This window comes from Streptomonospora halophila (assembly GCF_039542725.1).
In the GTDB taxonomy this organism is placed as follows: domain Bacteria; phylum Actinomycetota; class Actinomycetes; order Streptosporangiales; family Streptosporangiaceae; genus Streptomonospora; species Streptomonospora halophila.
Map to the genome: position 1 here is coordinate 1 of NZ_BAABIK010000059.1, position 12782 is coordinate 12782.

Here is a 12782-nt window from a genome sequence, read left to right on the forward strand (position 1 = left end):
GCGTTCTGTTGTGTCTCCACGTTAGCAGGGCTTTCGCGAACCCACCAAATCGGCGAATTCCAACTCGTCCCGCCAAACGCACGCCGACCGTTCACCCGGTCGGCATCTCCGCCTTCCGGACTGCGGCACCGCGAGCGGTGCCGAATCCGAACGAGTCCGCACGCTCAACCGCCGACATGTCGGCCGTTTTCTGTGGAGACTCCGGCAAGTACTGGGAGCGCGTCCGCCGTGCGTCCGCGCCGTCCGTATGTCGGACCGGGCCGACCGCCCATCCCGGGGGATGTTCGGTTCTCGGCTTCCTTGCTCTCTCCAGGATACTAGCTCGCGACAACCGCCGCGAACGCTTTTCCTGGAGACCGCGGACCCTGCCGGCACCGGATACCGGCTCCCGCCGGTCCCGAACCGCCGGACACACCGTGTCCGCGTCAGCTCTCCATCCTAACCACGCACCAGCCGCGGCGCCAAACCGGAACCGCCGCCGACCGGCCGGCGCCCGCTACGCGATGACCCGGCCGGCCCGGCGACGTCGGATTCGCGCCGCGGCGGCGCCGCGGTCACAGCAGTTCGCCCAGCCGCACCGCGAGCCTGCGGAACGCGGTACCGCGGTGGCTCATGGAGTTCTTCTCCTCGGCGCTCATCTCGGCCGTGGTGCGGGTCTCGCCGTCCGGAACGAAGACCGGGTCGTAGCCGAAGCCGTTGGCCCCCCGGCGCTCGCCGACGATCCTCCCGCGCAGCACCCCCTCGACGACCTCCTCGACCTCCTCCTCGGGCCGGGGAGCGGTGCCCAGCGGGACGACGAGGGCCGCCGCCGCCACGAACTCCGCGCCGCGCCGGTCCTCGGGGGTGTCGGCGAGCTGGTCCAGGACGAGGTCGAGGTTGGCCTCGTCCTTGTCGCCCGACCGCGAGCCGAAGCGCCCGGACCAGCGCGCCGACAGCACTCCGGGCATCCCGTTGAGCGCGTCGACGCGCAGCCCGGAGTCGTCGGCCACCGCCGGCAGGCCGGTGTGGGCGGCGATCGCGCGCGCCTTCAGCAGCGCGTTGCCGGCGAAGGTCGCCTCGGTCTCGGCGACCTCCGGCGCGTCCGGGTAGTCCGCGAGGCCGACCACGTCCGCGTCCAGTCCGGCTTCGCCCAGGATCGCCCGCATCTCCGGCAGCTTCTTGGCGTTGCGGGTGGCCAGCACCACCGTGATGCGGTCGCTCATCCCGCCAGGGCTTTCTTCTGGATCTCGGTCAGCTCGCCGCAACCGGTCACGGCCAGGTCCAGCAGGCTGTCGAGCTTGGCACGGTCGAAGGGCGCGCCCTCCGCCGTCCCCTGCACCTCGACGAAGTCGCCGTCACCGGTGACCACGACGTTCATGTCGGTCTGGGCGACGGAGTCCTCCAGGTAGTTCAGGTCAAGGCGCGGCTGGTCCTGGATGACGCCGACGCTGATCGCCGAGACCGACCCCTTCAGCGGGTTGTTCTTCAGGTTGCGCTTCTTGCGCAGGTACTTGAAGGCGTCGGCCAGCGCGACGTAGGCCCCGGTGATCGCCGCGGTGCGGGTACCGCCGTCGGCCTGGAGCACGTCGCAGTCCAGCGTCACCGTGTGCTCGCCCATCGCCTTGAAGTCGACCACGGCGCGCAGGGAGCGCCCCACCAGCCGGGAGATCTCGTGGGTGCGGCCGCCGATCTTCCCTTTCACCGACTCGCGGGCGCCGCGGGTGTCGGTCGAGCGGGGCAGCATCGCGTACTCCGCGGTGACCCAGCCCTCTCCGGTACCGCGCCGCCAGCGCGGAACGCCGTCCTCGACGCTGGCCGCGCAGAGCACGCGGGTGTCGCCGAATTCGATGAGCGCGGAGCCTTCCGCGTGCCGCAGCCAGTCGCGGGTGATCGTCACGGGGCGAAGTTGGTTCGGAGCGCGTCCGTCGGGTCGTGCCATGCGCGAAAGCTTATCTGCGTGTCCCGACGGACGCGCCGCTGCACCGGACACGGCAGGCGGGTGGGGCGGAGGTATCCCTTGGCTTACGGTCGCGCCGACGCGCACCGGTGGACGTCCGGAAGGTGACACCATGGGAGGCGCCGACGCGGTCTCTGATCGCGGGCGGCCCGAGCACCGCTGGATGGTAGAAGGTCACCACGCGATGAGCATCGTTCCGAGAAGGGTGTACCGGGCGCGCTGGGCGGTCGGCGCGGCCGCCCTCGCGCTGGCCGCCACAGGCTGCGCGCCGGACTCCGACGCGTCCGCGGAGGAGTCGCCCTCGCCCAGCGGGTCCGCGTCCTCCCCGGGCTGGTCGGCCGTCGGAGGCGAGGCGGTGACCGGTCCCTCGCTCTCGCCCAGCGCCTCCCAGAGCGAGATCGAGGAGCGTCGCGTCGACGCCCTTCCGCTCCCTGCCTCGTGCGAGGCCACCGGCATCGAGCAGGACGCCTCCCGCGTACTCGGGCAGCTGGAGAGCCCGGAGTTCACCGAGGTGCGCACGGACACCCGGCTGGAGTGCTCCTGGGCGGGGTTCGACCCCGACGAGGGCAGCGAGGTGGTCATGGTCACCTTCGCGCCCGAGAAGAGCCTGGTCGCCTACCCCGGCCACGTGCCGGTGAAGGCGCAGCGGCGCGACGACTTCTTCACCACCGGCGCGGTGGCCTCGATGGGCGGGATCGCCCAGTGGGACACCGGCGAGATGTTCTCCGGGGTGAAGCTGCATCTGCCAGGCATGCTGATCTCCACCACGAGCAACACGCCCCGGGTCGCGACCGGCGACCTGCTGCGCGCGGTCACCGCGACCGCCCAGGAGCTCACCGGCGGCACCGCCCAGCAGGGCGCTGCCGAGCCGGCTCCGCCGACGCCGGCACCCGAACCGACCGTGCAGGCCGACGCGGACTCCACCGCCGAGCCGCGGGACTGACTCCCCGGCGGCCGCCGACCGGTCGAAGCGGCGCGGCCCCGGCACCTACACCGGGTTCAGGGCGGCCCTGCCTACCTCGTATACGGCGCCGGAACGTGCGACGTCGATGGGGCCGTCGAAGGTGCTGCGCGCCTCGGCGAGGGTGCAGTCGTCGTCGTTCCAGGGCACCAGGTGGGTCAGTACCAGCCGCCGGGCCGCCGCACGGCGCGCGTGCTCCCCCGCCTCGCTGCCGGTCAGGTGCATGTCCTTGGGATGTTCGCGGTGGTCGTGGAAGGAGGCCTCGCACAGGAAGAGGTCGGTCCCGGCGGCGAGCTCCACCAGCTCGTCGCAGGCGCCGGTGTCGCCGCTGTAGGCGAGGCTGGTGCCGCCGTGCTCCAGGCGGATGCCGAACGCGTCGACGGGATGGTTCACCCGGCCCAGGCGTGCGGTCATCGGCCCGATGGAGATCTCGCCGGGGGCGAGCTCGCGGAAGTCGAAGGTCTCGCGCATGCCCGGGTCGGGCTCCAGCCCGTAGGCCTCGGCCATGCGGTCGGCCACGCCGGGCGGCCCGTACACGGGGATGGGCGGCTTGGGCCCGCCGTGCGGATAGGTGCGGGCGACCCAATAGGAGCACAGGTCGAAGCAGTGGTCGGCGTGCAGGTGGCTGAGGTAGACGGCGTCGATCCGGTAGATGTCGACGTGGCGCTGCAGCACGCCGAGCGCCCCGTTGCCCATGTCCAGCAGGAGCCGGAACCCCTCGGCCTCCACCAGGTAGCAGGAAGCGGGGCTGGCCGGGCCGGGGAAGCTTCCCGACGAGCCGATGATGGTGAGTCGCACGGTGCATTGCCTTTTCGCTGGGGTGCCTCCGCGGAGACGCACACGTGAAGCCGGTGTATCGCGAGGTGGGCCCCTGCGTGTTCTCCGTGTTACGGGTCTACCCCAATGACCGCACCGGCGGTACCGAATGTGGTCCGAGTCTCACGCGTGTTGAATCACATGTGACGACTTCACACATCACAACGAGCGCCGTCCTCCCCGCCCACGGCCTCCTGCGGGAGCCCGTCAGCGTCCGCCCCGGGCGAGCTGGCGGCTCTGCGCGACGAGGGTTCCCTTCACGTCCCACACGTCGACGGTCTCGTCGAACCAGCCGTCGTTGACCGCGTCGGCGCGCGCCCGGAACGTCAGCGGACCCGGATGGGGGACGCCGCGCATGTGCCAGGTCAGCTCGACCGTGGGCGCCCAGCGCCACGTGCCGAAGACGGTGACCACGGGCGGCAGCGCGTCGACGGCCAGCGGGAGGAACAGGGCGGGGTCGTCGGTACCCGGACCGCCGTCCTCCTCACTGAGGTGGACGTAGCCGGTGAGCTCGGGGACCGGGGGCTCCTCGCGTCCGCGCAGCCGCTGCCAGGACTCCTCGGTGTAGAACTGGGCGACGCGGTGGACGAAGGCGGGGGCGTTCCGCACGCCGGCGCGCGGGTCGTACCGGCGGCACTGCGACATCGGCGGAAGCTGCGGCGCCGCCGCGGCGTAGTCGGGGACCGACCCGCCGGCGACCTCCGACGTGGCGATGGTTCCGGTCACGCACGCCTTGCCCTCCTGGCGCAGGGTGACGCGGACGGTGGCGACGGTGCGCCCGGCCTTGAGGACCTCCACGTCCACCTCGGCGGTGCCGGCTGCGGCGGGGCGCATGAAGTGGAACGACGACGAGACGGCGTGGGGGTGCGGGGAGGCGTCCAGCGCCGCGCGCTGCAGCACGGCCATCAGGTAGCCGCCGTTCATCGCCTTGCCGATGAGGTAGCCGGGATCGAGCTCGGCGGTGTAGCGGCCCTCGGATGCGGCGGACACGGCGGTGGCGGAATCGAATCGCGTCATGGTGACATTGAACCGAACGGCGTCGCCGGTGAGGACACCCGCCCCTGCTCGCGGCCGGTCCCGACCGGTTCGGGTGCGGTACGGGTGCGGGCTCCCGGCGGCCGGCCGGAAGCCCGCCCGCTCGTCCGAACGCGGTGGTGCGCTCCGTGCGCTATGCCCAGAGCTGGCCCTCGATGCGCTCCTCGGCCTGCTCCAGCGTGCCCTCGTAGGCGCCGGTGGACAGGTACTTCCATCCCGCGTCGGCGATCACGAACGCGATGTCGGCCTCCTCGCCGGCCTTGGCTGCCTTGGCGGCCATACCCATCGCCGCGTGCAGGGCGCCGCCGGTGGAGATGCCGGCGAAGATGCCCTCGTTCTCCAGCAGCTCGCGGGTGCGCTTCAACGCGGCGTCGGAGGGCACCGAGAAGCGCGTGGTCAGCACGGACTCGTCGTAGAGCTCGGGGACGAACCCTTCGTCGAGGTTGCGCAGCCCGTAGACCAGCTCGCCGTAGCGGGGTTCGGCGGCCACGATCTTGACGCCGGGCCGCTGCTCGCGCAGATAGCGGCCGACGCCCATGAGCGTACCCGTGGTGCCCAGTCCGGCCACGAAGTGCGTGACCTCCGGCAGATCGGCCAGCAGCTCGGGCCCGGTGGTCTCGTAGTGGGCGCGGGCGTTGGCCGGGTTCCCGTACTGGTAGAGCATCACCCAGTCGGGGTGCTCGGCCGCCATCCCCTTGGCCACCCGCACGGCCTCGTTGGAGCCGCCCTGGGCCGGGGAGTAGTGGATCTCGGCGCCCCACATCGCCAGCAGCTGGCGCCGCTCGGCCGAGGTGTTCTCGGGCATCACGCAGACCATGCGGTAGCCGCGCAGCTTGGCCGCCATGGCCAGGGAGATCCCCGTGTTGCCGGAGGTCGGCTCCAGGATGGTGCAGCCGGGGGAGAGCAGTCCGTCCTTCTCGGCCTGCTCGATCATGTAGAACGCGGCCCGGTCCTTGATCGAGCCGGTGGGGTTGCGGTCCTCCAGCTTGGCCCACAGCCGCACACCCGGCGCCGGCGAAAGCCGGGGCAGCCCCACAAGCGGGGTGCCGCCCACGGAGTCGAGCAGGGAGTCGAATCGCATGGCGGCGGTCAGCGCATGCCGCCCGCGACCGCGGGCAGGATCGTCACGGTGTCGCCGTCGGCGACCGGGGACTCCAGCCCGCCCAGGAAGCGGACGTCCTCGTCGTTGAGGTAGACGTTGATGAACCGGCGCAGCTTGCCGTCTTCGACGAGGCGCTCCTGCAGGCCGGGGTGGCGCTTGTCGAGGTCGGTGATGAGCTCGCCGAGGGAGGAGCCCTCGCCCTCGACCGCCTTCGCGTCGCCGGTCAGGTTGCGCAGGATGGTGGGGATGCGGACCTCGATGGCCATGAGAGTTCTCCGTAGCGTGTGGACGTCTGCGTCTGTGTGGTGTCGCGGGGGTTCGGACGCCGGCCGCGCCCGCCCGCGGGGACCGCGCGCGGGCGCGCACTCCTCCGCCTTGGTTTCCAACAGGCGGGGCTCACCCCTGATTCCGTGCCGCGGCCGCCGTGGGGGACTCGCCGGGCGAAGGAGCCGGCCGGTGCCCCCGTGCGCGCCGCCGCTCTACCGGGCCGGCTCGCCCTCGGCGACCTCGACCGGCTCCTCGGTCACCACCCCGTCGACGATGCGGTAGGAGCGGAACTCCTCGGTCTCGGGGTCGCGAGTGGAGACCAGCACGTAGTGGGCGTTGGGCTCGGACGCGTAGGAGATGTCGGTGCGCGAGGGATAGGCCTCGGTGGCGGTGTGGGAGTGGTAGATGACCACGGGCTCCTCGTCGCGGTCGTCCATCTCCCGCCACACCTTGAGCTGCTCCTTGGAGTCGAACCGGTAGAACGTCGGGGAGCGTTCGGCGTTGGCCATCTCGATGAACCGCTCGGGCCGGTCGGAGCCCTCCGGGCCGGCGACGACGCCGCACGCCTCGTCGGGGTGGTCGCGGCGCGCATGGGCGACGATCCGCTCGTAGATCGCGCGGTTGATCCTCAGCATGGGGCTCAGCCTAACCGAGGAAATTTCCATACCCACCCACTGGGTATGGCTTGTCGCCCGCCGTTCACTCCCCCTCGCGCCGCACGTCGAACAGCGCCTCGACCAGGCTCTCCTGCAGCATCCCCAGCCAGTCGTACAGGTGCAGCGCGGCGGCCTGCGACTCGGGCACCACGGCCTCGCCGCGCAGGTAGGCGTCGTGGGCCTCCTCGTCGATGCCCAGCCTGGTGCCCAGGGCCAGCCGGACGTCGTTCAACGACTTCAGCCAGGCGTGGGCGCCTCCGGAGTCCAGCTCGACGCGCCCGCCGCCGCCCGCGGGCAGCTCCTCGATGAGCGACCGGGCGTTCGCGCGCTTGTTCAGGCGCAGCCCGTCCTCGGTGTAGCGCCGGAAGTCGGCGGAGGACGAGGGGTCGGCGTCGTCGCCGCTGTAGGCGTCGGGGAACAGCCGCGCCAGCACCGGGTCATCGGGTTTCTCGGTGTTGGCGCCGATGCCGACGATCCGCTCGAACTCGTCCTTCTCCGGCGGTTCCTCGACCAGCTCCAGGACGAGCCCGGCCATGGCCCGCAGGATCTCGGTCTCCTCGGCGTCGAGGTCGACGGCCACACCGCCGCCCGCGGCGCGGAAGCCTCGTGTCATGTGGCGGTCCCTCCCGTGGCCCACCGGCTACTTGTCCTGCTGCAGTGTGGCCCACAGGCCGTACTCGTGCAGGGTGGCGACGTCGCGCTCCATCTCCTCGCGGCTGCCGCTGGAGACCACGGCCCGCCCCTTGTGGTGCACGTCCAGCATCAGCTTGTGCGCCTTGCTCTTGGGGTAGCCGAAGACGGTCTGGAAGACGTAGGTGACATAGGACATCAGGTTCACCGGGTCGTTCCACACGATCGTCACCCACGGGAGGTTCGGAGCCGTTTGCTCCTCGGTCTCCGGGCGCTCCAGCTCGACCGGTGCCGTACTCATGGATGGTTCTCCTGCCTCGACTCCGCCGCTGCCGGCCGCCTGCGGGGCCGCCCCGCAGCAGGGCGCTCCCCCGCTCTGCTGCAACGTATGGGCGGCGCCGGCGGTTTCCGGCCCCTGCCTCCATGGTGCCACTGTTGGAGGGCGGATCTCGTGGGCAGTGTCATAGCAGGCGACCTATTTTGATACCGATAGTCACAAACTAGGCTGGTCCGCTATGACCGACGATGCGAGCAGCGCGCTCCTCACCGACAGGTACGAGCTGACGATGCTGCAAGGCGCCCTGCACAGCGGGGCGGCGAACCGGCGGACGGTGTTCGAGATGTTCGCCCGTCGACTGCCCGAGAACCGCGGCTACGGTGTCGTGGCCGGCACCGGGCGCTTCCTCGACGCCCTGGAGCGCTTCCGGTTCGACTCCGCGGCGCTGGACTACCTCGCCGACGCGGGCGGACTGGACGACACCACGCTCTCCTGGCTCGCCGACTACCGCTTCTCCGGCGACGTCTGGGGCTACGGCGAGGGCGAGTGCTACTTCCCGGGCTCGCCGATCCTGGTGGTCGAGGGCACGTTCGCCGAGTCGGTGCTGCTGGAGACCGTGGCGCTGTCGATCTTCAACCACGACAGCGCCATCGCCTCGGCGGCCTCGCGCATGTCCCTGGCGGCCGGCGGCCGGCCGATGATCGAGATGGGCTCGCGCCGCACCCACGAGATGTCGGCGGTGGCGGCCGCGCGCGCCGCCTACCTGACGGGGTTCTCCTCGACCTCCAACCTGGAGGCGGGCCGCCGCTTCGGGGTCCCCACAGCGGGCACCAGCGCGCACTCCTTCGTGCTGGTGCACGACACCGAGCGCGAGGCGTTCGAGGCCCAGCTGCGCGCCCTCGGCGGCGACACCACGCTGCTGGTCGACACCTACGACGTGGAGGAGGCGGTGCGCACCGCCGTCGAGCTGGGCGGATCCGGCCTGGGCGGGGTGCGCGTGGACTCCGGCGACCTCAGCAGTGCCGCGTTCCGGGTGCGCCGGCAGCTGGACGAGCTGGGCGCGCCGAAGAGCCGCGTCATCGTCACCGGCGACCTCGACGAGCACGCCATCCAGGCGCTGGCCGTGGCGCCGGTCGACGGCTACGGCGTCGGCACCGCGCTGGTCACCGGCTCCGGGGCGCCCACGGCGTCCCTGGTCTACAAGCTCGTGGCCCGCTCCGCCCGCGGCACCCACGAGCTGGAGCCGGTCGCCAAGCGGTCGGTCGGCAAGCCCAGCAAGGGCGGGCGCAAGTGGGCGTCGCGCCGCCTCGACGCCTCGGGGGCGGCCGCCGCCGAGTTCGTGCACGAGAAGGAGCCGCAGGAGGAGCCGCGGCTGCGCCCGCTGCTGCGGCGGCTGGTCGCGGGCGGCGAGGTCGTGGGGCGCGAACCGATCGACGAGGCGCGCGAGCGCCACTCCCGCTCCATCGCCGAGCTGCCCGAGACGGTTCACCGCATGCACCGGGCCGAACCCGTCATCCCGACCCGGTTCGAGCAGCCCGACCCGGCCTGAGCCCGGTGATCCGCCGGGCGGAAAGAGAACGGAGACCGACATGCGGGCATTGATCGTCGTCGACGTGCAGAACGACTTCTGCGAGGGCGGCAGTCTGGCCGTGTCCGGCGGCGCCTCGGTCGCGGCCGCCGTGTCGCGCCACATCACCGAGCACCGCGGCGAGTACGCGGGGATCGCCGCCACCCGCGACCACCACATCGACCCCGGCCCCCACTTCTCCGACGACCCCGACTTCGTCGACAGCTGGCCGCCGCACTGCGTGGCCGGCACCCCCGGCGCCGAGTTCCACCCGCAATTCGCGGCCGGCGAGGCCGACGCCGTGTTCCGCAAGGGGCAGTACAGCTCGGGCTACAGCGGATTCGAGGGGGAGGCCGAGGACGGGCGGAGCCTGGAGGCGTGGCTGCGCGACCGCGGCGCCACCGCCGTCGACGTGGTGGGCATCGCCACCGACCACTGCGTGCGGGCGACCGCGCTGGACGCGGCCCGCTCCGGGTTCGACACCCGCGTGCTGCTCGGGCTGACCGCGGGCGTCTCGCGCGCGGGAACCGACGCCGCCCGGGCCCGGATGGCCGAGCACGGTGTGCGTCTGGAGGGCGAGCCCGTGGTGGCGGCCTGACGTATGCATGCGGGTTCGCGGCGGGCCCGCGGGCGGGCGGCGTCCCCGGCGCCGCCGAGGCGGGGCGGTGCGTGCCCGGACTCAGCGCCGCGGCTCGGCGGTGAACAGGTAGTTGCGGTGGCCCTCGCGCACGCGGTCGGCCGCCCGCCAGGCGCCCGCGACCCGCACGCGCATGCGGTAGCCCAGGCCGGTCAGGCGCTCGACGATGTCGCTCGCGTGCGCACCGTACTTCGCCAAATGGCGGTCCTCGATCTCCAGCAGCAGCGCCGGGCGGTGGTCGCGCAGCGTCCGCCGCCCCCCGTCGAGCACCCTCAGCTCCGCGCCCTCGACGTCGGCCTTGACGAAGTCGACCCGGTCGAGCCCGGCCTGCGCGACCAGGGTGTCCAGTGTCGTGATGCGCGTGGCGACCGTGCGCTCGCCGCCGAACTCGGCGTTGGGGCCCACGCCCTCGGCACCGGTGGTCAAGAACGCGCGGCCGTGCACGGGCAGGCCGCGGCGCAGCGGCAGGCTCAGTGTGCCCGCTCCCTCGCCGGATCCCACGGCACCGCGGACGACGCGTACGTGCTCCGCCCCGAGTGCGCGCACCACCGCGCGCAGGAACGCGGCGGGGCCGGGCAGCGGCTCGACGGCGAGGACCCGGCCGCCGGGACCGGCGAGATCGGCCAGCGCGCACGTGTAGAGCCCGTACTCCGCGCCGATGTCCAGGCACACGTCGCCGGGGCGGACGATCTCGGCGAGCCCGGCCACCTCGCGCTCGATGAAGAACGCGTGCGGAGCCAGGCCGCGCAGCGCGGCGCCCACCGCCCGCACCGCCGGCCGGCCGGACGGGGCTTGGGAGCGGGGCCTGCGGGGTGCGTCAGCGTCCATGGCTCCTCACCGCAACGGGGTCGTCTCCACGCCCGCCGCGCGGGCGGGCCGGGGCCATGCTAGTGCGGCCCCTGCCCGTCCGGACGGGCAGGCGGTCCCGGCAGGCAGAGCCGCCCGGATCCGGGCGGCGGCGGATCGCTAGTCGATGCCGATCGCCCGGCGGACCTTGGCCATGGTGGCGGCGGCGCGGCCGCGGGCACGCGCGGCTCCGGCCTCCAGGATGTCGTCGAGCTCGCTCCCGGGCGCCACGAGCTGCTCGTAGCGTTCGCGCATCGGGCCGAACCGGTCGTTGATCGTCTCGAACAGCTCGTTCTTCAGCTCGCCCCAGCCCATGCCGCCGGCTTCCAGGCGCTTGCGGACGCCGTCGGTGCGCTCTGCGTCGGCGAAGTAGGCCAGCAGCTGGAACGGGACGGAGGAGCCGGGGTCCTTGGGCTCCTCGACGGGCGTGGAGTCGGTGGGGATTCGGCGCACGAGCTTCTTGAGCCTGTTCTCCGCCATGAACAGCGGAATGTGGTTGTCGTAGGACTTGCTCATCTTGCGGCCGTCGACACCGGGCAGGACGCTGCCCTCGCCCTGGGGATAGGCGCCCTCGGGGACGGGGAAGCTGTAGGCGTCGCCGTAGAGGTGGTTGAAGGCGCGGGCGATGTCGGCGGTGTACTCGATGTGCTGGGCCTGGTCGCGGCCGACGGGGACGACGTCGGCCTCCATGAGGAGGATGTCGGCCGCCATGAGGATGGGGTAGTTGAACAGCCCCATGTTGATCCCGGCGTCGAGCTCGGTGCTGCCCGCGGCCTCGTTGCGGTCGCGCGCGGCCTTGTAGGCGTGCGCCCGGTTCATCAGGCCCTTTGCGGTGACGCTGGCCAGGACGGTGGCGAGCTCGAAGACCTCGGGAACGCCGGACTGGCGGTAGAGCACGGTGCGCTCGGGGTCGAGCCCGCAGGCGAGCCAGGTGGCGGCGACCGACCGGACGTCCTCGCGCAGTCGCGCCGGCTCCTTGACGGAGTTCAGCGAGTGGTAGTCGGCGAGGAAGTACAGGGTGTCGTTGGACTCGGCGGCGGCCAGCGCGGGCTGGATCGCGCCGTAGTAGTTGCCGAGGTGGGGCATTCCGGAGGTCTGGATGCCCGTCAGGTAGGTCTTGGTCGCTGCCATGACGCCGAGTTTATCGGCGCGCGGGGCGGCCCCGGGCGCCGGTGCGGGGACTGGGGACGGGCGGCGGGCGGCCTACGCCGCGGCCGCTCACCCGCCGGTCTCGGCCTGCGCCAGCATGTCGTCCAGCTCCGGGACGCCGATGTTGTCGACCACCAGGATCCCGGAGTCGGGCAGCAGCCACAGGCGCTGGGCGTAGGTGAGGTCGATCCTGCCGGTGCCGCTGTTCACGCACGGCACCGCGAACTCGTTGTAGTAGGCCTCCAGGTCGCCGATCGGGGCGGTCTCGACGTCGTCGCTGGGACCGCTCTCGGCCTCGTTCCGGTTGAAGGGCCGGGTCGCGACGCCCTCGGGGCAGAGGGAGACGTCGGTGCTGGGGATGTAGTAGGTCCGCTCGTCGACGGGGGCCAAACCGGGGCCGCCCCGCTCGATCGCCTCGGGGCCCAGGATCTTGATGTGCTCGCACCCCTCGGCGCTGACGGTCGTCCACGTCAGGTCGGTTTCGCACGAGCCGCCGCCCGGGAAGACCGCCACCCACTCCGCCGGGATCGGGCCGTCGTCGCCGAGGTAGGCGAAGTCGTCCTGGACCCGCTGCACGTTCCAGTCCTCGGGAAAGCCCACCGTCATGGTCCGAAAGTCCACGGTCTGCGGGTAGGCGGCGCGGGTCGGCGACGGTGAAGGAGGAGGCGCGGGCTCGGGGTCGCCGGCCACGGCCCGCCCCGCCACCCAGCCGCCGGCGATCACCGCGGCGCTGGTCGCGGCGGCCACCGCCGCCGCCACGCCCTTGCTCATCCCGAGCACGGTGCCCGCTCCGGCTCCGGCACCTGCGGCGCCGGCACCGGCCGTTCCCGCGGCGGCACCGGTTCCGCCGGCGGCCGCGCCCGCTGCCGCTCCCCCGGCCGCGACCGTGCCGCCGCGCGCCGG

General features: G+C 72.6%; 14 protein-coding genes and 1 pseudogene. 3 read left to right on the plus strand and 12 right to left on the minus strand.

Annotation, left to right across the window (positions count from 1 at the left end):
• Positions 1–554: 554 nt before the first annotated feature.
• Together rdgB and rph are read right to left on the minus strand one after the other, a co-directional pair.
• Complete coding sequence (gene rdgB / locus ABEA15_RS25140) at positions 555–1202, minus strand: RdgB/HAM1 family non-canonical purine NTP pyrophosphatase (protein ID WP_344148049.1); 648 nt, start codon at positions 1200–1202, stop codon at positions 555–557.
• Positions 1199–1876 (minus strand): ribonuclease PH, encoded by a 678-nt coding sequence (rph, locus tag ABEA15_RS25145; RefSeq protein ID WP_425579447.1) that lies wholly within the window; start codon positions 1874–1876, stop codon positions 1199–1201. Before rph ends, rdgB begins: the two co-directional genes overlap by 4 nt.
• Positions 1877–2120: 244 nt before the next feature.
• Here rph and ABEA15_RS25150 point away from each other — a divergent pair, with 244 nt between their 5' ends.
• Positions 2121–2879 carry a hypothetical protein gene (locus ABEA15_RS25150; RefSeq protein WP_345559528.1) on the plus strand — a complete coding sequence of 253 codons (759 nt, stop codon included), beginning with the start codon at positions 2121–2123 and terminating at the stop codon, positions 2877–2879.
• A gap of 45 nt (positions 2880–2924) precedes the next feature.
• Here the strand turns inward: ABEA15_RS25150 and ABEA15_RS25155 are convergent, their stop codons facing one another.
• The 7 genes from ABEA15_RS25155 to clpS form a co-directional block, all read right to left on the minus strand.
• Entirely contained in the window at positions 2925–3695 is a 771-nt protein-coding gene (locus ABEA15_RS25155) for an MBL fold metallo-hydrolase (RefSeq protein ID WP_345559530.1), read from the minus strand.
• A gap of 225 nt (positions 3696–3920) precedes the next feature.
• On the minus strand, positions 3921–4730 hold the full coding sequence (locus ABEA15_RS25160) for a thioesterase family protein (RefSeq protein ID WP_345559532.1): 810 nt from the start codon (positions 4728–4730) through the stop codon (positions 3921–3923).
• 151 nt (positions 4731–4881) lie between these two features.
• Complete coding sequence (locus tag ABEA15_RS25165) at positions 4882–5829, minus strand: PLP-dependent cysteine synthase family protein (RefSeq protein ID WP_344148064.1); 948 nt, start codon at positions 5827–5829, stop codon at positions 4882–4884.
• 8 nt (positions 5830–5837) lie between these two features.
• Positions 5838–6116 (minus strand): MoaD/ThiS family protein, encoded by a 279-nt coding sequence (locus tag ABEA15_RS25170; RefSeq protein WP_344148067.1) that lies wholly within the window; start codon positions 6114–6116, stop codon positions 5838–5840.
• Positions 6117–6329: 213 nt separating this feature from the next.
• The gene (locus ABEA15_RS25175; RefSeq protein WP_345559534.1) at positions 6330–6752 is read right to left on the minus strand and encodes a M67 family metallopeptidase; all 423 of its coding nucleotides are present in this window, start codon (positions 6750–6752) and stop codon (positions 6330–6332) included.
• A 64-nt stretch (positions 6753–6816) separates the two neighbouring features.
• Positions 6817–7386: a DUF2017 domain-containing protein gene (locus ABEA15_RS25180; RefSeq protein WP_345559536.1), complete on the minus strand. Its 570-nt coding sequence runs from the start codon at positions 7384–7386 to the stop codon at positions 6817–6819.
• 27 nt (positions 7387–7413) lie between these two features.
• Entirely contained in the window at positions 7414–7704 is a 291-nt protein-coding gene (gene clpS / locus ABEA15_RS25185) for an ATP-dependent Clp protease adapter ClpS (protein ID WP_345559538.1), read from the minus strand.
• A gap of 214 nt (positions 7705–7918) precedes the next feature.
• Between clpS and ABEA15_RS25190 the strand changes: the two genes are divergently transcribed.
• Together ABEA15_RS25190 and ABEA15_RS25195 are read left to right on the plus strand one after the other, a co-directional pair.
• A complete protein-coding gene (locus ABEA15_RS25190) occupies positions 7919–9229 on the plus strand; it encodes a nicotinate phosphoribosyltransferase (RefSeq protein WP_345559540.1) in 1311 nt (436 codons plus the stop codon).
• Positions 9230–9269: 40 nt separating this feature from the next.
• Positions 9270–9845: an isochorismatase family protein gene (locus ABEA15_RS25195; protein ID WP_345559542.1), complete on the plus strand. Its 576-nt coding sequence runs from the start codon at positions 9270–9272 to the stop codon at positions 9843–9845.
• Between the two features lie 81 nt (positions 9846–9926).
• Here the strand turns inward: ABEA15_RS25195 and ABEA15_RS25200 are convergent, their stop codons facing one another.
• The 3 genes and pseudogenes from ABEA15_RS25200 to ABEA15_RS25210 form a co-directional block, all read right to left on the minus strand.
• Positions 9927–10712 (minus strand): FkbM family methyltransferase, encoded by a 786-nt coding sequence (locus ABEA15_RS25200; protein WP_345559544.1) that lies wholly within the window; start codon positions 10710–10712, stop codon positions 9927–9929.
• Positions 10713–10850: 138 nt separating this feature from the next.
• Positions 10851–11861, minus strand: coding sequence for a tryptophan--tRNA ligase (locus tag ABEA15_RS25205; protein WP_345559546.1), 1011 nt, complete (start codon positions 11859–11861; stop codon positions 10851–10853).
• A gap of 87 nt (positions 11862–11948) precedes the next feature.
• A pseudogene (locus tag ABEA15_RS25210) lies at positions 11949–12782 on the minus strand (hypothetical protein); the annotation flags it as partial.

Excerpts from the sequence above, each read along its gene's own strand:
- ABEA15_RS25165 (WP_344148064.1), bottom strand. The coding sequence starts at position 5,829 with ATGCGATTCGACTCCCTGCTCGACTCCGTGGGCGGCACCCCGCTTGTG.
- ABEA15_RS25160 (WP_345559532.1), bottom strand. The coding sequence starts at position 4,730 with ATGACGCGATTCGATTCCGCCACCGCCGTGTCCGCCGCATCCGAGGGC.
- ABEA15_RS25175 (WP_345559534.1), bottom strand. The coding sequence starts at position 6,752 with ATGCTGAGGATCAACCGCGCGATCTACGAGCGGATCGTCGCCCATGCG.
- clpS (WP_345559538.1), bottom strand. The coding sequence starts at position 7,704 with ATGAGTACGGCACCGGTCGAGCTGGAGCGCCCGGAGACCGAGGAGCAA.
- ABEA15_RS25195 (WP_345559542.1), top strand. The coding sequence starts at position 9,270 with ATGCGGGCATTGATCGTCGTCGACGTGCAGAACGACTTCTGCGAGGGC.
- ABEA15_RS25205 (WP_345559546.1), bottom strand. The coding sequence starts at position 11,861 with ATGGCAGCGACCAAGACCTACCTGACGGGCATCCAGACCTCCGGAATG.
- ABEA15_RS25150 (WP_345559528.1), top strand. The coding sequence starts at position 2,121 with ATGAGCATCGTTCCGAGAAGGGTGTACCGGGCGCGCTGGGCGGTCGGC.
- ABEA15_RS25190 (WP_345559540.1), top strand. The coding sequence starts at position 7,919 with ATGACCGACGATGCGAGCAGCGCGCTCCTCACCGACAGGTACGAGCTG.
- ABEA15_RS25170 (WP_344148067.1), bottom strand. The coding sequence starts at position 6,116 with ATGGCCATCGAGGTCCGCATCCCCACCATCCTGCGCAACCTGACCGGC.
- ABEA15_RS25180 (WP_345559536.1), bottom strand. The coding sequence starts at position 7,386 with ATGACACGAGGCTTCCGCGCCGCGGGCGGCGGTGTGGCCGTCGACCTC.
- rdgB (WP_344148049.1), bottom strand. The coding sequence starts at position 1,202 with ATGAGCGACCGCATCACGGTGGTGCTGGCCACCCGCAACGCCAAGAAG.
- ABEA15_RS25200 (WP_345559544.1), bottom strand. The coding sequence starts at position 10,712 with ATGGACGCTGACGCACCCCGCAGGCCCCGCTCCCAAGCCCCGTCCGGC.